The 17,142-nt window shown below is 48.3% G+C and carries 14 protein-coding genes; 10 read left to right on the forward strand and 4 right to left on the reverse strand.

The window, feature by feature from the left end; genetic code table 11:
• The first annotated feature begins 150 nt into the window (after positions 1-150).
• From AC4BAP_RS11725 to AC4BAP_RS11740, 4 genes are all read left to right on the forward strand, one after another.
• A complete protein-coding gene (locus AC4BAP_RS11725; protein ID WP_490582841.1) occupies positions 151-1,416 on the forward strand; it encodes a putative DNA modification/repair radical SAM protein in 1,266 nt (421 codons plus the stop codon).
• Between the two features lie 87 nt (positions 1,417-1,503).
• Positions 1,504-1,638, forward strand: a complete 135-nt coding sequence (locus AC4BAP_RS11730) for a hypothetical protein (RefSeq protein WP_490582842.1) — start codon at positions 1,504-1,506, stop codon at positions 1,636-1,638.
• Positions 1,639-1,651: 13 nt separating this feature from the next.
• Positions 1,652-2,440: a TIGR03915 family putative DNA repair protein gene (locus tag AC4BAP_RS11735; protein ID WP_490582843.1), complete on the forward strand. Its 789-nt coding sequence runs from the start codon at positions 1,652-1,654 to the stop codon at positions 2,438-2,440.
• Between the two features lie 160 nt (positions 2,441-2,600).
• The gene (locus tag AC4BAP_RS11740) at positions 2,601-2,969 is read left to right on the forward strand and encodes a hypothetical protein (RefSeq protein ID WP_490582844.1); all 369 of its coding nucleotides are present in this window, start codon (positions 2,601-2,603) and stop codon (positions 2,967-2,969) included.
• 59 nt (positions 2,970-3,028) lie between these two features.
• On the opposite strand, the gene AC4BAP_RS11745 is transcribed toward AC4BAP_RS11740, so the two are convergent.
• Entirely contained in the window at positions 3,029-3,724 is a 696-nt protein-coding gene (locus AC4BAP_RS11745) for a hypothetical protein (protein WP_490582845.1), read from the reverse strand.
• A gap of 238 nt (positions 3,725-3,962) precedes the next feature.
• On the opposite strand from AC4BAP_RS11745, the gene AC4BAP_RS11750 reads away from it, so the two are divergent.
• The 5 genes from AC4BAP_RS11750 (at position 3,963) to sigZ (ending at position 9,623) form a co-directional block, all read left to right on the forward strand.
• Positions 3,963-5,930 (forward strand): DUF3858 domain-containing protein, encoded by a 1,968-nt coding sequence (locus tag AC4BAP_RS11750; RefSeq protein ID WP_490582846.1) that lies wholly within the window; start codon positions 3,963-3,965, stop codon positions 5,928-5,930.
• A gap of 90 nt (positions 5,931-6,020) precedes the next feature.
• Positions 6,021-7,922, forward strand: coding sequence for a DUF3857 domain-containing protein (locus tag AC4BAP_RS11755; RefSeq protein WP_490582847.1), 1,902 nt, complete (start codon positions 6,021-6,023; stop codon positions 7,920-7,922).
• A gap of 17 nt (positions 7,923-7,939) precedes the next feature.
• Positions 7,940-8,386 carry a hypothetical protein gene (locus AC4BAP_RS11760; RefSeq protein ID WP_490582848.1) on the forward strand — a complete coding sequence of 149 codons (447 nt, stop codon included), beginning with the start codon at positions 7,940-7,942 and terminating at the stop codon, positions 8,384-8,386.
• Positions 8,387-8,496: 110 nt separating this feature from the next.
• The gene (locus AC4BAP_RS11765; RefSeq protein WP_490582849.1) at positions 8,497-8,910 is read left to right on the forward strand and encodes an ArsI/CadI family heavy metal resistance metalloenzyme; all 414 of its coding nucleotides are present in this window, start codon (positions 8,497-8,499) and stop codon (positions 8,908-8,910) included.
• A 98-nt stretch (positions 8,911-9,008) separates the two neighbouring features.
• Positions 9,009-9,623 carry an RNA polymerase sigma factor SigZ gene (gene sigZ / locus AC4BAP_RS11770; RefSeq protein ID WP_490582850.1) on the forward strand — a complete coding sequence of 205 codons (615 nt, stop codon included), beginning with the start codon at positions 9,009-9,011 and terminating at the stop codon, positions 9,621-9,623.
• A 768-nt stretch (positions 9,624-10,391) separates the two neighbouring features.
• Here the strand turns inward: sigZ and AC4BAP_RS11775 are convergent.
• A complete protein-coding gene (locus tag AC4BAP_RS11775) occupies positions 10,392-12,479 on the reverse strand; it encodes a ComEA family DNA-binding protein (RefSeq protein ID WP_490582851.1) in 2,088 nt (695 codons plus the stop codon).
• Between the two features lie 83 nt (positions 12,480-12,562).
• On the opposite strand from AC4BAP_RS11775, the gene AC4BAP_RS11780 reads away from it, so the two are divergent.
• Positions 12,563-13,810 (forward strand): cation:proton antiporter, encoded by a 1,248-nt coding sequence (locus AC4BAP_RS11780; protein WP_490582852.1) that lies wholly within the window; start codon positions 12,563-12,565, stop codon positions 13,808-13,810.
• On the opposite strand, the gene AC4BAP_RS11785 is transcribed toward AC4BAP_RS11780, so the two are convergent.
• Complete coding sequence (locus AC4BAP_RS11785) at positions 13,807-14,667, reverse strand: PorV/PorQ family protein (RefSeq protein ID WP_490582853.1); 861 nt, start codon at positions 14,665-14,667, stop codon at positions 13,807-13,809. The two genes, AC4BAP_RS11780 and AC4BAP_RS11785, sit on opposite strands and share 4 nt — an antisense overlap.
• A 126-nt stretch (positions 14,668-14,793) precedes the next feature.
• Positions 14,794-17,124 (reverse strand): S46 family peptidase, encoded by a 2,331-nt coding sequence (locus AC4BAP_RS11790; RefSeq protein WP_490582854.1) that lies wholly within the window; start codon positions 17,122-17,124, stop codon positions 14,794-14,796.
• Between the last annotated feature and the right edge of the window lie 18 nt (positions 17,125-17,142).

The raw sequence follows: 17,142 nt of genomic DNA on the forward strand, positions 1-17,142 counted from the left end.
CCGAGGACGCTTTAAAGATTAGAATTGCTAAATAAATTAGTATTGTGTGTATGTTGATATCTTAGTTGATAAGTTTTGCTAAAATTATTAGGCATATGTGTAAAAAAGTAGTACCTTTATACCTGTGCAGAAACAAAAAGTGTGAAGCAAATGGATAGCAGAATAACTGAGAAGCTAAAGATATTAGCAGATGCTGCAAAGTATGATGTTTCCTGTTCCTCAAGCGGAGGTAAACGCAAGAATGAGAACAAGGGCTTGGGCAATGCCGAAGGTATGGGGATTTGCCATAGCTATACTGAGGATGGCCGTTGCGTTTCGCTATTAAAGATCCTGCTTACCAATCATTGCATCTATGACTGCGCCTACTGTGTAACACGGAAGAGCAATGATGTGCAGCGCGCCGCCTTTACTGTGCAGGAGGTAGTGGACCTGACCATAAACTTTTACCGCCGCAATTACATAGAGGGGTTGTTTCTTAGCTCAGGCATTTTCAAGAACGCTGACTTTACCATGGAGCGCCTGGTGCGTGTGGCAAAGAAGCTGCGCCAGGATCATAAGTTCAACGGCTACATCCACCTGAAAACGATACCGGGTGCCAGCGATGAACTGATAAAGGAAGCAGGCCTGTATGCCGACAGGCTGAGCGTGAACATAGAGTTGCCATCTGAAATGAGCCTGCAGCAACTGGCCCCCGAGAAAAACTACTCGGAGATACTGTTGCCGATGGGAAGTATAAAAGACCAGTTGGTGCAGGCAAAAGAGGAAAAGAAGCTGTTTAAGTCGGCACCCATTTTTGCGCCGGCGGGGCAGAGTACGCAGCTTATTGTAGGGGCCTCAAAAGAAAACGACCACCAGATATTGCAGCTTTCCAGCCAGCTGTACAAGGATTATAGCCTGAAGCGGGTGTATTACTCGGGGTATGTGCCAATCAGCAGCGATAACAGGTTGCCCATTATCACTGAGCCGCCAATAATCCGTGAAAACCGCATTTACCAGGCCGATTGGCTGATGCGTTTTTATGGCTTTAGCGTGCAGGAGATCGTGGATGAGCAGCACCCGAACCTTGACCTGGACATAGATCCGAAACTAGGCTGGGCCCTGCGTAACCGCCACGTTTTTCCGGTGGAGATAAATACCGCCGACTATGAGATGATTCTGCGTGTGCCGGGTATAGGAGTGAAGTCAGCCCAGAAGATCGTGTCGGCGAGGCGGTTTACGCCGCTTAACTATGAGCACCTGCGGCAGATGGGAGTGGTGCTGAAGCGCGCCAAATACTTCATCACCTGCCAGACCAAAGCCATACAGCGCCAAGATATGGACTCGGAGACGCTCAAGCGCCGCATCCTGTTTGGAGACGGGTCGGTGAGAAGTGCCTTATTAACGCAGCAGCTGGATCTGTTTAAAAATGTAGGCTAAGTATAAAGTGTTATGGCCTCCGGAAAAAAGAAATCATCACAAAGCAATCATTCTAATCCGCCTTTACAAGCTAAGAAGGTTATCATTATGAGAAAGAACCAGAAAGTAGCCCGTGTATCACTTTACTGCAAACTAAACATGCTGGTGCCGCAACTTAAGAACCTGTCGGCGAGGATGCAGGCAGAGGCTAACGAGAAAAACAGGGCAGGCAGCCACCAATAGTTTGCCACAGGCCATGTGTCTTTATACTTACGATGGCACTTTTGAAGGCCTCCTGACGGTGGTGTTCGAGGCCTTTGAGCGAAAAGCCTGGCCAACTGCCATTGAGCAGGAATACCTGGCGCAACCCATCATGTTTGGCCAAACCATTGCCGTGGCAACCGATGAGGAAAAAGTGAGCCGTGTCTGGAAAGGTTTGCAGAAGAAACTTTCGGTGGGTGCCTTAAAAGCTCTTTACCATACTTACTTGTGGGAGCAGCCCGGTTTCGAAATGCTGATCTTTAGCTACATTAAACTGGCTTTTGAGTCAGGGCAAAGTATAGAAGACAACTATGCGGCAAGTTGTGTGCTGCAGGTGCAGCAGGTTGCCAAGCAAATGTTTCGGGAAAAGCACCGCATGGAAGCCTTTGTCAGGTTTCAGAAAACAGCCGACGATTTATACTTTGCCACCATCTCCCCGGACTTTAATGTGCTGCCGCTTATTATACAGCACTTCGAAAAGCGCTACGCCGACCAACGCTGGACCATTTACGACACAAAGCGGGGCTACGGGGCCTATTACGATCTGCATTCCGTTACGCTTGTAAACCTGGACCAACCCACTGGCCAAAGAAAAGTAGCCTTGAAAGGTGATCTGCTGGCAGAAGAGGAGGATAAGTATAAGCAACTCTGGCAAGTATACTTTGATCATGTAAACATACCGGAACGCAAAAATCCGAAGCTGCACTTAAGGCATGTGCCAAAGCGTTACTGGAAATATCTTTCCGAAAAACAACCTAGAGGGTTGATTATCAGTGCGAAATAAGTTGGCTGTAGCTGCGTTAAATGCATAAATCCGCCTAGTACGAAACTTTTAGGTGAATAGATACGTTTAAATTAATATATAGATCTTTTATTTTAGATGGTTTAGCTTCCGGCCCCACGCCAATCAGAATGCTTGCCTGATCACAAATACAACTCACACCATGAACACACGCGTACGAAAGAAACTAATTCAAGTAGCTCGCGGCAGAGCTAACCTAATGACGTTCCAAAGCCTTATTTACGAGGCAGAACTAGGCCTTAACCTTGAAAACTCCCACGAAAAGTCTATGCTATCGGAAGTGATAGACGAGATATCGGAGAATGAGTATAAAAAAGGAAGACCCTTATTAAGCTGCCTGGTACACACAAAAGGACAGAAAAACCAGGGCGACAGCTTTTTCAGATTATGTGAAAGACTTGGCTTCGGAAACTGGAAAGAACTAAAGCGAAACTCCACTTTTATTGAAGAGCAGCGTGAAGCCTGCCGGGAGTTCTGGAAAGATAAAACAAATTACACTGCCTACCTATAATCTGAAGCGAAGCGGCAGAGATGCTTTGCACTCTTCACACCCTACCCTGCCGCTTCGCTTTATTTTTTTACTAAGACATCCACAAAACGGCCTTCCGCCGTTTTTTTTTCGTCTACCCAGATCTGGTACACCAACGGGAAAACAACCCCCTCGCCAATTGGCCTGTATTCCAACTCATCCGCATAATACCCATACTTGCCGTTCTTATCAGGGCGGGAAGAGGTAAGAATCTGCCCATTCTCCACATCCACAAACAGATCAAGTATAAGGGTTTGCTTTTGCGGGGTGTACACTTTAATAATATCGACTTGCCGGCCCTTGTAAGTACTGCGCTTTTTATACTCATATTCCAGGGCTTTATTGCGGAGCATCGGGATAAAGTTTGTGAGCAGCATGCGCTGCAGCCGCACAATGTCTTCTTCAGGCAGGGCAGTTTTGTTACCGTTCTTAATAAGCCAGGCGCCGGTGTCATCAATCTTTTTAGTGATAGTGTCGGATGCGAGCACCTGTTTCTCCTGAACATGTTGCCGGACTAGGTCCAAAGTATAATCCGTCCGGATTTGTGTGGTGTCGGTGCCATAGGAAGACCTGATAATGGCGTAACTGAAGTGCCTGATGCCATTTATCGCTTCGTCGCCGCCAAGGGCATTTACCATAGCTTGCTTTGCCTTCATCACCCGAGGGTCGTTTGTTTGGGCTTGAGTGCGTGCAAGGGTAGAGGTAAGCAGAAGAAGTATAAACAGTATTCTTTTCATAGTATGTAGTATGGCTAAAGTATAAGTATAGCAGATTCTTTTTAATGTTCTGACAGCATTTCGCTAAAAATCTATAACATAAGATAAAATATTTTGGATAAAAATTTTGGCTATATAGGTATATGTTAGTTTCTTTATATCTAAGAACGGGAAATGATGTAGCGCTTGTACGAATTGATTACGATTGCTTTCTACCTGTCTGGAGCTAAGTACCTAATTAAACTTTTAATAATTGCCTATGAAAGCAAATTTTACCCTCACGTTATGTTTATTCCTATTCAGTCTGGTGTGTGTTGCCCAGAACCCTCAGAAAAAGTTTGGCAAAGTAGACGAAGCCGAACTACGCATGAGGTCTTATGACAAAGACACCAGCGCCGCAGCCGTAATCCTCTACGACCTGGGCACTACCAAATTTGCTTTCAACGAGAAGATACAGGTAGTTTTTGAACGACACATCCGCATTAAGATCCTCAAAAAATCAGGGTATGACTGGGCCAATGTGCTCGTGCCATACTACATCAACGGTACCACAAAAGAGCGGGTAAGCAACATAAAGGCCTATACTTTTAACCTGGTTGATGGAAAGGAACAGAAGGACAAGCTGGAGTCGAAGGATATCTTTGATGAGAAGCAGACGGAATACAAGCACCTGAAGAAATTTACCCTGCCCAACGTAAAGGAAGGCTCAGTGCTCGACATCAACTACACTATCTACTCTGACTTCATTTACACAATGCGTGAGTGGGAGTTTCAGCATTCCATCCCGACGGTGTGGAGTGAGTACCGTGCCCAGATACCTGAGTACTTCGACTACAAGTTTCTGATGCAGGGCTACCTGGCGGTTGATGATACAAAGCATGAGCGCACAAACGACAACATCTCTAAAGTTCAGAATAGCGAGTACTACTGGATCATGAAAGATGTGCCTGCCCTGAAAGGAGAGCGTTACATTACCACTTTAAGCGACTACCAGTCTAAAATTGAGTTTGAGCTGGAGCGCGTAAGATTTCCAAATGAGCCTGCCCGAATTATGACGGGTAATTGGGAGGATGTGACCAAGAAACTGCTGCAGAACGAGAATTTTGGTACACAGCTTAATCGCAACAACTTCTTTAAGGATAACCTGGCGGCGCTGCTGGCAAAACAAACCGAGCCCGAGCAGAAAATGAATGCGATCTACGAGCATATCAAGAAGCGCATGACCTGGAACGGCAGATACGGTATTTACACCAAAGACCCGATCCGGAGAGTATACGAAGCCAGCACCGGCAGCGTGGCGGAGATAAACCTATTGATGACCTCGATGCTACTGGAGGCTGGCCTGGATGCCGCACCGCTTATACTTAGCACCCGTGACCACGGGCATTTGCGCCACGGAGCACCTATGCTGTCAAAGTTTAACTATGTGGTATCGCATGTGAAAATTGGCGATAAGGAATACATGCTGGATGCTACAGAGCCACTGGTGCCGCTTGGCATGCTTCCGGTAAGGTGCCTGAACGGTATAGGCAGGCTGATAAAAAGCAATGACCAGCGCTGGGTAGATATAAAGCCGGCGTACAACTACACCAAGCTGTTTAACGCACAGCTAAGTATAGCCAGCAACGGCGATATGGTAGGCTCGGGTACAGAGTCTGCGGCGGGTTACAATGCCTTAAATCTGCGCAGCACCATAAAAGAGCAGGGCGAAGACAAATACCTGGAGAAAATAGCAAAGGAAGTGGGTAACCTGAAAGTAGGTAAGCCCAAAATTGAAAACCTCAATGATGTATCCAGCTCTTTGAACATCACCTACAGCATGTCGTCGAGCGGGAACGGGCAGATGAACGATATGCTGTACATTAACCCTATGCTGGGCCATGGCGAGAAAGAAAATCCGTTTAAGCTGCAGGAACGCCTTTACCCCGTTGATTTTGCCACACCAATAGATGAAACCTATATCTGTCGTTTCACGCTGCCAGAAGGGTATGACCTGGACGAGGCGCCTAAGAATGTGGCTGTGAACCTGCCGGATGGCCATGGCCGCTTTATTTACCTGATACAGAAGGAAGGAAGGGAAGTGCAGGTGATGAGCAAGATTACCATTAACAAACCTTTGTTCTACGCAGAGGAATACCCATACCTGAAGGAGTTTTATAACCAGATCATAGCCAAGCACGCCGAGCAGTTGGTGATCAAGAAAACCCTGGCAAGCAGCTCACGCTAAGGTAACCCCACATGCCGGCAGGGTGTTTTTAACAGGCATAACGCCGTAAAAGACACCCTGCCGGTAAAAAACTTTCTTAATAGCATTTTCATGAAGTATACTTCAAACTTAAAACACCTTTGCACCGGCATTTTATACTTGTTGGTAAGTATAACAGCGGCAAAGGCCGACAATAAGCCTGCTGCTAAGGGCAATGCCATCATCCGTGCCGAGGAAACCGTTTTCACGGTCAATGCCATCAACAACGCCACCACTACTTTTAAAACAAAGGTTACCATACTTAACAGTAACGGCGACCACAGGGCCAGGCTTTATGTGCCTTATGACAAGTTGAGCAAGGTAAACTATGTGAAGGGGACATTGTATGATGCGTTTGGTAAAAAGATAAAGCAGCTCAAGAACAGTGACATCAAAGATGTAAGCGCGGTATCCAACAGCTCCCTGTTCGACGATAACAGGATGAAAGTGGTAGACCTGGTGCACCTTTACTACCCTTATACAGTAGAGTTCGAGTACCAGCTTACTTCGCGCAACATGATGTTTTACCCGATGTGGGCACCCCTTGATGAAGAGGACCTGACAGTGGAACAGGCAAATTTGCGCGTAGAGATGCCCAAAGGCATGAAGCTGCGCTACCACGAAACCAACATGCCTGAAAAAGTTAAGGTAGAGGGTACGGCAACGCACGATGTTTACCTGTGGCAGGTGCAGCAACTAAGCCCTGTGCGCACAGAGCCTTTCGGCCCGGAGCTGAGAGATATTGTGCCGATGGTGCGCACGGCACCCTCTGTTTTCGAAATAGATGGTTACCAGGGCAATATGGAGAGCTGGCAGAGCTATGGCCTTTTTATGGATAAGCTGAACCAGGGCCGCGACGTGTTGCCAGCCGAAACCGTGCAAAAGCTGCAAAGTATGGTAGCATCTGCCAAAACCCCGGAAGAGAAGATACAGAAAGTATACGATTACCTGCAAAGCAAAACCCGCTACGTGTCTATACAGCTGGGTATTGGCGGCTGGCAGCCTTTCGAGGCCAGCTTTGTGGATAGCAAAGGCTACGGAGACTGTAAAGCACTTACAAACTACACCCAGGCAATGCTGAAAGCCGTTGGCGTTACCTCGTACCAGGCACTGATACGCGCCGGCGACGACGAGGCTGATCTAATTGCCGATTTCCCGAGCAGCCAGTTTAACCACGTGGTGCTGTGTGTGCCAACCGCCAACGATACCATCTGGCTGGAGTGCACTAGTCAGGATGTGGCTGCAGGCTATGCTGGCAGCCATACCGGTAGCCGCCATGCGCTGCTGATAACGCCAGAAGGAGGCCGACTGATAGCTACACCCGATTATACTGCCAAAGACAACCTGCTTCGCCGCAACGCCCTGGTAAAACTGGATGAGGCAGGAAATGCCACGGCTTCTGTAACCACGCTCTACTCAGGGCTGCAGCAGGAGTCGCGCAGCGGCGTTTTAAACAACTATAAACCGGAAGAGCAGAAGAAGTGGATCTACCAGCAAACCCGCATCCCATCTTTCGAGATCGTGAAATTCTCGCTGGAGGAGAAGAAAGAACGCCTGCCATCCGTAACAGAGAAACTGGACCTGGACCTGCGCCAAAGCGCCACCATAAGCGGCAAGCGCATGTTCCTGACCGTGAACCTGATGAACAAATGGAGGTATGTGCCTGAGCCGATCGAAAACAGGAAAACGGATATCATCCGGACAATGGCTTTCCTGGACGAGGACAACATAACCTATGAGTTGCCTGCCGGCTACGCCCTGGAGTATAAGCCTCAGGATGTGATTTATAAATCGGAGTTCGGGGACTATAAGGCAAGTATAAAAGTAGATGGCCAGAAAGTAACCTATACGCGTGTGTTTCAGATGAACAAGGGCACCTATGACAAAGCGCTTTACCCGAAATACATCGAGTTTCTAAACCAGGTCATCAAGAGTGACTCACAACAAGTAGTGTTTGTAAAGAATATCCCATAAGTTAAAGAATCAATATTTTGGAGAAAGAAGTTTTGTTAGAAGAGGAAGGGCAGCAGGTAGTTGCAGAAGGAAAACTGTACGACATTAACACCATTGCCTTGGGTGCCTTTTGGGGTGGCCCCTTAGCTCCAGGCTACATGTTGTATGCGAACTATAAAAAGCTTGGTGAGGAAGAAGGTGCAAAGAACATTTTGATCTGGACCATACTGATTACCTATCTGATGTTTGGTAGTCTGTTTATGTTGCCCGAGCAAACCCTTGAGAAAATGCCTACCACGCTGATACCATTCCTGACTACAATTTCCGTCTATTTTATAGCAAAGCATTTTCAGGGGGAGGTGCTGGATTGCCACCGGGTACAAGGCGGTTTATTGTTTTCCAGGTGGCGCGCCTTGTGGGTAGGTTTGGTTTGTGCTGTGCTTACACTCCTGCTTATTCTGCCCCTGATTTTAATTTTACCATAAAAAATATTTAGCAGCCCTTTGTAAATTTTTTACAAAGGGCTGCGTCTTTTCAGGCATCTCCCCGTCATCAGGGTGTAAACCAAAAAGAAAATTCAGAAAGGAGATATGCCATGAAAAGATTTCACGTTAACGTAAGGGTAAAAGACTTGCAGGAGTCGGTTGGGTTTTATACTGCTTTGTTTGGTGCGCAGCCAACCGTGCAGAAAGGTGATTACGCCAAATGGATGCTGGAAGACCCACGCATAAATTTTGCCATCTCGCTGCACCCCGAGAATGCGGGCATCGAGCACCTGGGCATACAAGCCGAAAGCGAAGAAGAACTGACCGAAGTATACGGCAGACTAAAAGCGGCCAAGGGTACCATACGCGAAGAGGGCAAATGCACCTGTTGCTATGCCAAATCCGAGAAGTCGTGGATCACAGACCCACAGGGGGTAGACTGGGAAGCATTTTATACTTTCGGAGAGTCTACCGTTTACGGGGAGGGTGCCAATTCCAGAGCTACGAAAACAGAAACAGTATAAGCCATCTAGTACAAAATAAAACGCATTACAGGCAGCAGCGGCAGTAAATTTATACTTGCTACTGCTGCTTTCTTTATTTTAATTTCGTTTATTTAACTATGGAAAACTGCTGCACCATACCCAACGAAAACCAAAGGCCCGTGGCCGATAGTTGCGCTGCTGTGGCGCCTGTGTTCCTGGCTTACGAAGCACAGCTAAAAGGCTTTGTGCAGAAGCGCATCATAGACAAAGACGAAGCCAACGACATTCTGCAGCAGCTTTACCTAAAAGTTTATAAAAACTGTGAACAGCTGCAGGAAGTAAAAAATACGAAAGCCTGGCTTTACCAGATCACGCGTAATGCCGTGTATGATTTCTTCAGAGAAAACAGCCGCCGCCAAAGTATAGCTGATATGGAACTGGCCGAAGGGGAGTTGCCTGAAGATACCCGCCATGAGGTGGAAGCGCTGGTGGAGCCACTGATCAATCTGCTGCCTGCCGAGTATGCCGAGGCCCTGCGCCTGAGCGAACTGGAGGAGATCAGCCAGAAAGAAATTGCCGAGCGTTTGGGGATTTCTTATTCCGGTGCCAAGTCGCGGGTGCAGCGTGGCCGTGAAAAGCTGAAGGCACTGTTTATGGAGTGCTGCCACCTGGAGTTCAGCCACGACGGGCAGGTGATTGGGGCAAGCGTGAAGGAAACCTGTAAGCCGCTGCAGCATCTGTCTAAAAAGTAAGTCCGGTTCAGTGTTCTTTTCTCCTGTTTAACATGTCTGTTTACCAGTGAGTAAAACTTGAATGGTTTTGGGTGAAAACTTAAAACTATGATGTTGTATTTTTTGCTGGAATGTAGTGGCTCTGCCATTAAGAGGGAGATGTTCTGGAGATGATTTGTACGCCCTTGAGAGCTATGCTCGCCAACTCAAAATGCTTATTTTGGCTATACCGGGTCAAACCACCCCTTCATACTCTTTCCCAAATCAAGTCCGGGATCTTCGACTTGCCCAAGGAGGTAAGTTTATGGAGAACGATTGACACACCCCTGCACCCCTCTCGAGAGGGGAATCTCGCATTACCGGGTCCAACCACCCCTACCCCTCCTTGGCCAAGGAGGGGAATTTGGCAGTTACCAATTTATACTTAGTGGCCAGTTGCAATAGTCGTAAGCTAAGAAGTGTTCATCTCAGCCTTTGGGTGGGGGAAGGGGCCCTCTTTAAAGAGCGCCTTCTATTGTTGCGGTGCCCGCAAGGGCAGCCCGCAGCGGAGCGAGGAGCAGCTTCAATAGACAGCGCGATGCGCAAAGGCGAGGCCCCGCATAAAGAGGGCCCCTTCCCCCGCCTTGAGCGCACCAAAGTTTAATGTGAAACGATAGGGAAATAAAAATGAGGATTACAATTAGCTAGAAAGGATAGCAGAAAGTATAGTCTTTTAGAACAAGGAAGAACTGCAACTTGATGAAAAGACAAGGACTAATCAGCCAGTAAAAAGGCTACAAAGTACAATCTTCAAAACTTATACCTTACCTGCGCCTTCACATCCGACCTTCTCGGGCCTTCAATCGTTTCTAAACCAGAACCAATGCTATCCTGATTGCGGTAATGCGTAAGTCCATACTTTACCCACACATCCAGGTCCCGGAGCAGCCTGAACTGTAGTAGTGCATACATGCGGGTGCCTCTACCGCTAAACGCTGGTATCGAGAAAGCATAGAGCACATCGCGCTCGTACACATACTGGCGGGTATCGTAGCCGTCGGTGTCAAAAATGGCGTAGCGGGTGCTTAGGCGTACATTGCCCCAATTAAAGTTAATGTCCTGTGCGATAAGGTAGCCTGTTTCCTGCGGCGACTCATGCTCAAAACTGCTGAACTGCACCCTTGATTTCAGACTTAGCACCTTAGTTGGGGCAAACTCATAATATAGTAGGTAATTCCGGCGTAGCGCTTGGGCAACAAAATCAATGTTGCTGGTATTGTTGGCTGCATTCAGGCCCTTGCTTTCTGTCCGGAGTTGAGCATACAGCGTGCTTTGGCGTGTTGGTTTAAAGAGCAGCCGCACCAGGTACTCATCCCCTACGGAGGGTGCATCTACCCTGTAGCGCAGCCACGGGAACCGGAAGCGGTCGTAATATGCCGTTATTTCCCACCTGGAAAAAGGCTTGATTTTGATGCCAGTATAAAACCCGCGTTCGTTGATGTTTCGGGTGGCTTCGCCAAAGGCACCGCCGTAAAACGTATGGAAATTGCGGGCATAATCGCGGTACAACATCGCCAGCTCCACTTTGTTTGACAGGTTGGCTATCATTCCGTTTACAGTACCCATTCCGCCACTTTTGCTTAGAGCCGTTTCGCCGAACAAGTATACATTTTGCCAGGTATAGCTGTAATTGGCCCCAAGGTTATAGTTGCTGTTTCCGTTAAACTCGAAGCGCTGGTAGGGTGCGCCAGCCTTTTGAACCGGCGAACTGTAATGCGTGCCCAGTGCGGTGAGGCCCAGAGTCAGTGTCCTGTTGGTGGACTGGTAGCCAAGATGGCCGCCATAGATCTGCTCCCGCACCTGGTCTTTATTAGCAAGTTCTGTTGGCGTGCGGTGAAAGCCTGTGGTCTGGAAGCCGGTAAAGAAATCGCTGAACCTGCTCAGCGTATCTAGTTGCAACTGCAGATTCGCATCTATCAGTTTATTAGAGTAAAAGCCTGTAACATCTACCTTGCCCAAAGTATACGTTACCGCGCCACCCCTAAAAAAAGCATACTCCAGCACCGAACTATATGGCCGTATGCCGAGGTTCGCCCTGCTTACTGTGGTTATCGTTTCGCTGCCTTTGCCCACACTGTACCCTGACGATAAGAGCAGGCCCTGCCCGATCTGCAGCTGATAATCGCCGAGGGCAATGGTTTTAAACCGGCCTTTGTTGTAGAATTGCATGTGAGCCGAGTAAAAGTCGAACCCATAGCGCCGTGTGCTCGGGCTCCAGGTAAACTCTTCTCCGGCATCTTTCTCTGCTGTAATGCCAAAGCTGTAATCTCTTGTATGGCTAACCCTATAGCGCATATACAGTTTATCCGGTGAGCCCAGATAGCGGGACGACGAGCGGCTGTTAGTATCTAAGGGCATATAGCCGCGTCGCTGTTGCAGGGTGCGTTCGTAGCGAATTATAAGTGCATTGTTATCTTCCCCGATCACGCGTTGCCACAGCGGCCGCTGGTCTGCATTCAGGCCCGCATCGTCCACCCGCACAAAGGGCAGCAGCTGGTAAATGGTTAGCAGGTCGAAGTCGGGTACAGCCTGTAGTTCGTAAATGCTCAGCAGCTTTCCGTTTTCGGCCATGTGTTTGAAGAGCGATGCTATCTGGGGCCGTGAAAGTATAAACAGCGAAGCCAGTTCTTCGGGGGTGGTGTTATTCAGGTCAATAGGCCGCTGGTAGTACTGGAAAAGCGTTTCGTAAAAGTCCTCGTAGGGCAGGTCGTCGTCTTCCTGCTGCGCAAAAAGCTCCTGCACAAACAGGTCGAACTCTATCTGCTGCCGCGGGTAGTCCTGAGGCCACGCAGCCAGCGGCAAAAGTATAAACAGGCAACAGAGTAAAGTTTGCTTCATAAGCAGCTCAAGACGGAACGGAAAAACAATAAACTGTATATCTCACGTACTACCACTACTATACATCACCTATAAATAGTTACATGGAGTTTTTCTACATTTTCTCAGCTATACTTGTTATCTCTGCCATCTTTGCCTACATCAACCAGAAGTACATCAGGCTGCCTGGTGCTATAGGCTTGTTGCTGGCGGGTTTGCTCATTTCGGTGCTGGTGCAAGGGCTTGGCGAGGTGTCGCCGGGGTTTGAAGCGGCAGTAGAGGGGTGGCTGCGTGAAATCGACTTTTCGGAGGTGCTGCTGGAGTTTATGCTGAGCTTTCTTTTATTTGCCGGTGCCTTGCACACCGATTTTGATAAACTCAGAGAGAGCAAATGGCCTATACTTGTTTTTGCCACCATTGGCGTGCTGATCTCCACGGTTATTACGGGCACCGCTTTTTATTACCTGCTGCAGTTGCTTAACCAGCCTGTGGAATACATTTACTGCCTGTTGTTCGGGGCACTTATCTCACCCACCGACCCGATCGCCGTGTTGGGTATACTTAAGAAAGCTAACATCCCGAAACAGCTGGAGGTAAGTATAACCGGTGAGTCGCTTTTTAACGATGGCGTTGGGGTAGTGGTGTTTATTGCGCTTTTCCAGGTGGCGCAGCGTGGCGTGGAGAATATTTCCGGTGGTTTTATAGGTGAGTTGTTTTTACTGGAAGTGGGTGGCGGTATTGGATTAGGTTTGTTAATCGGGTACATTGCTTTTTACTTTATGCGGCGCCTGGACCACTACCAAACAGAAGTGCTTATTTCGCTGGCCGTTGTAACGGGCGGGTATAGCCTGGCACATTTCATGCATTTTTCGGGCCCGCTGGCCATGGTAGCCGCTGGCCTGCTGATCGGTAACCAGGGCACGCAGCTGGCTATGAGCCAACTCACGGCAGATTACCTTACCAAATTTTGGGAGATGGTGGATGAAGTGCTGAATGCGGTGCTCTTTGTGCTGATCGGTTTAGAGCTCATGTTAATTCCTTTCCGCAGCGAATACATCCTGATTGGCGGAATAACGACGGTAATTGTACTGGCGGTACGATACATTGCCTTGTCCATACCTTCTTATGCGCTTGGCTTTCACAGGGCATTTGCTCCCAACACACTGCCTATCATGACGTGGGGCGGTTTGCGGGGCGGTATCTCCATTGCGCTGGCACTTTCCCTTACCGTAGAAATGCACCGTGAGCTTATAGTTGCTATTACTTATGCCGTAGTGCTGGTGTCCTTAACCTTACAGGGATTAACAATAGAGCCGTTTATCCGGCGGCTTTCCCGTAAGATGCATACCTAAGAGTCGCGTTTAAAGCTGTAAGTAACAGAAAGGTGATGGCTGTTGCCAAGCTGGGTGGTATTACCAAAAGCATAGTCGATTAAAAGTGAACGGGCCTGAAAACCAGCACCAAATGTAAGGGTATTGGTTAACGTCTGGAAGCCGCTTCGTAAGGTGAACTTTTCATCTAAAAGCTGATACTCGATACCTGCCTTAAAAGTAGCATCATAATCTATGTTCTTTTCGGTTTCTGCCAGTAACAGGAGCTTTCGATAGGGCTGGTAAGCTATACCTGCTTTCATGATGGTAGGTAACCTTTCGTCTTCAAACGCTGCCAGTTTTGCCTGTGTCAGGTTGTAGGCGTAGGTGCCAAAGTATAAATCCGGTATGATCTCCGCCTGGCCGCCAATTGAAACAGATACAGCCCTTTGGTTTCCGTAGCCCTTCACTGCAATCTGCCAGACATCCAGCTTTGCACCCAGGCTAAACTGCCCCAATTTGTGCGCAGCGCCCAGGCCTATACTTTGCTGACTGTAAAGTTCATCCCCGAAACGGCTGAAATGAAGGCCATAGCTGCCATACTTTGCCGTGGGGTATACAGCCATTAACCCTACAGTGGTAAGTTCACGCATGCCAAAACGGTTTTCTACGTAGGCACCCACCTGTGCCTGTTGCATTTTAGCGATGCCTGCCACACTGTTGTGCAATGCCCATACATCAGCTACAGCAGCTGTAGCGTTTCCCAAAGCAGCTGCCCTTGCCCCTGCAGGTGTATCGGGTTGGGCAATGACAAAACATGGCATGAAGCAAAGTATAAAGTATAGCGGATGGCGTATCAGTTTGCTTTTCACATTTAGGTTCTGGGTTATACTTTTCAAAAGTATACTCTACGCATGATCGTGGACTGAAGTATAGGATGTGAAGGGAAAGAGTTAGGAAAAGACTGAAAACAAAAACGGCGCCGGAATGACCCGGCGCCGTTTTTGGTGATGGCTAAACGGAAATTAGTCTCTTACTTTGATACTAACCTCTACGTCGCCTTTCTCTTTTTTAACTTTAAACTGCTTGCTGCCTTTGTCCAGTTTATCCTGGGCTTCTTTCAGGGCAGCCTGCAGCAGTTCTTCCTGAGCAGTCATTGGCTTGGCTTCTGCTTTGGCAGCGTCGCCGGCACCAGGGCTGTCAGTCTTCACAATTGTCATTTCCTTTATCAGGTTCTGAGCGCCTGCATACTTGTCCACGATAAACAGTACATAGCGGGCATCCATATTGATGGTGCGCTTGTAAGCCGGGTCGTAAACTAAGTCACCTGTCATGGCTTCCCAGTTACCGTCAAAAGCAAGGCCGATCAGTTCGCCTTTACCGTTGATTACCGGAGAACCTGAGTTACCGCCAGTGATGTCGTTGTCAGTGATGAAGTTTACAACCAGTTCGCCTTTAGAGTTAGCATACTGGCCATAGTCTTTACCCTGATACAGCTGCTTCAATTTAGCCGGCACGATAAACTCTTCGTTGTTAGGATCTTCTTTAGACATAACACCGTCAAGTGTCGTGTAATAGTTGTAGATAACGCCATCCTCTGGGCTGTAGTCCTTAACAGCGCCATAGCTTAAACGCAGCGTAGAGTTAGCATCCGGGTAAAACACTTTGTCTGGGTGCATCTGGCGCAGGCCAGCCACATAAAGGCGGTTTGCTTTCTCTAATTTGGCATTGCTGTCAGCCAGCTTAGGAGAGATGTTGTTTCTGTAGTTGTCGATGATCGAGTTCACGATCGTGAAAGCAGGGTCATTCTCCAGGGCTTTCTGCGTTGGGTTCTTCAGGAAGTTGCGCAGCTTCTGCTCAGTGGTTACTACAGAGTTGCTGTACACGTAATCAGCAAGCTTCTCAAAGTTACCGTTATACTTCTTCACCATGTTCTTGAAAGCGTCTGGCTGCTGGTCTTTCGGGATGTCGTCGTAGTAGTACTTCATCAGGGCAGCAAACACCTTCTTGTCAGCTGGCATGTAGTAGTCCTTAAAGAAAGCATCTATGCGTGGCTGCAGGTCCTCAACAGCTTTCTTGGCAGCCGCATCGTTGTTAGACTTCAGGGCAGTATAAAGTGGCATCATGCGGTAAGCCATTAACAAGGCCTCAGTGCCCAGCACAGCCTCGTTCAGGTAAACATTGCCCAGGTTATACTTCTCAATGTTAGCATACGCATCTGCGATGTCAGCCAGCACATTGCCGTAAGTTGCCTTGCGGGTAGCGTCGGCATTGGCCCAGTTCTGGAACTTGTCTTCGTCCACAATCTTGCCCTCAATGGTCTTCATGCGTTTGATGCCTTCGTTCTGACCGATAGAGTATTTGTAATAGTTAGCCGTGGAAGCATACTTAGAAGCATACTTGATGCGGGTAGCCGGATCTTTGTCCATGTCTGCTTTCCACAGGTTCAGCTTGTCGTTACGCAGTTTAATACGCGACTTGTTCAGCTGGTTAACCTCCAGCTTCAGGCCGTGCGATGTCATGAAACGCTTGGTACGGCCAGGGAAACCGAATACCATGGCAAAGTCGCCTGGCTCTCTGTCGCCGATGTTGATTGGCAGGTGGTGCTTAGGCTTGTAAGGTACGTTGTCTTTGCTGTAAGCAGCCGGAGACCCGTCTGGTGCCATGTACACACGGAACATAGAAAAGTCGCCGGTATGGCGTGGCCACATCCAGTTGTCTGTGTCGCCGCCGTACTTACCGATAGATGATGGCGGTGTGCCTACCAGGCGCACGTCGCTGTAACGGTTGTACACGAACAGGTAAAACTCGTTGCCGTTGAAGAAATCGCGCACATATGTTACATACTTACCGTTCTCAGAGGCCTCTTTCGCGATAGCCTGCATGCGCTGGCCGATCAGCTTGGCACGTTCCTGCTCTGGCGTGTTGGAGTTGATACCTTCCAGTACTTTGCCGGTAACATCGTCCATGTGGTGCAGAATGTCCACGAAAAGGCCTTCGTTCGGAAGCTCCTTGTCTTTAGACGTTGCCCAGAAACCATCCGTCAGGTAGTCATGCTCCGGTGTGGAGTGCGACTGTATCTGGCCGTAACCGCAGTGGTGGTTTGTTAGCAACAGACCCTCCGGGGAGATAAACTCACCGGTACAGAAGCCACCAAACTGAACGATGGCATCCTTAAGGCTGGAGTTGTTTACAGAATAGATTTCTTCGGCAGTAAGTTGGAGGCCCTGCTTCTTCATGTCTGTGTAATTCAGACGTTTAATCAGCATCGGCAGCCACATGCCCTCGTCCGCTTTAGCGGCAAAAGGCGCGCTAAGCGAAACTAAAAGTACAAGTGAAAGGATTCTTTTTAGCATGAATGTTTGTTTAAATGA

The sequence above is a fragment of the Pontibacter sp. GD7 genome (assembly GCF_058216375.1).

Coding starts and splice junctions, on each gene's coding strand:
- AC4BAP_RS11750 (WP_490582846.1), top strand. CDS start 3,963: ATGAAAGCAAATTTTACCCTCACGTTATGTTTATTCCTATTCAGTCTG.
- AC4BAP_RS11740 (WP_490582844.1), top strand. CDS start 2,601: ATGAACACACGCGTACGAAAGAAACTAATTCAAGTAGCTCGCGGCAGA.
- AC4BAP_RS11730 (WP_490582842.1), top strand. CDS start 1,504: ATGAGAAAGAACCAGAAAGTAGCCCGTGTATCACTTTACTGCAAACTA.
- AC4BAP_RS11755 (WP_490582847.1), top strand. CDS start 6,021: ATGAAGTATACTTCAAACTTAAAACACCTTTGCACCGGCATTTTATAC.
- AC4BAP_RS11745 (WP_490582845.1), bottom strand. CDS start 3,724: ATGAAAAGAATACTGTTTATACTTCTTCTGCTTACCTCTACCCTTGCA.
- AC4BAP_RS11775 (WP_490582851.1), bottom strand. CDS start 12,479: ATGAAGCAAACTTTACTCTGTTGCCTGTTTATACTTTTGCCGCTGGCT.
- sigZ (WP_490582850.1), top strand. CDS start 9,009: ATGGAAAACTGCTGCACCATACCCAACGAAAACCAAAGGCCCGTGGCC.
- AC4BAP_RS11790 (WP_490582854.1), bottom strand. CDS start 17,124: ATGCTAAAAAGAATCCTTTCACTTGTACTTTTAGTTTCGCTTAGCGCG.
- AC4BAP_RS11780 (WP_490582852.1), top strand. CDS start 12,563: ATGGAGTTTTTCTACATTTTCTCAGCTATACTTGTTATCTCTGCCATC.
- AC4BAP_RS11725 (WP_490582841.1), top strand. CDS start 151: ATGGATAGCAGAATAACTGAGAAGCTAAAGATATTAGCAGATGCTGCA.
- AC4BAP_RS11735 (WP_490582843.1), top strand. CDS start 1,652: ATGTGTCTTTATACTTACGATGGCACTTTTGAAGGCCTCCTGACGGTG.
- AC4BAP_RS11765 (WP_490582849.1), top strand. CDS start 8,497: ATGAAAAGATTTCACGTTAACGTAAGGGTAAAAGACTTGCAGGAGTCG.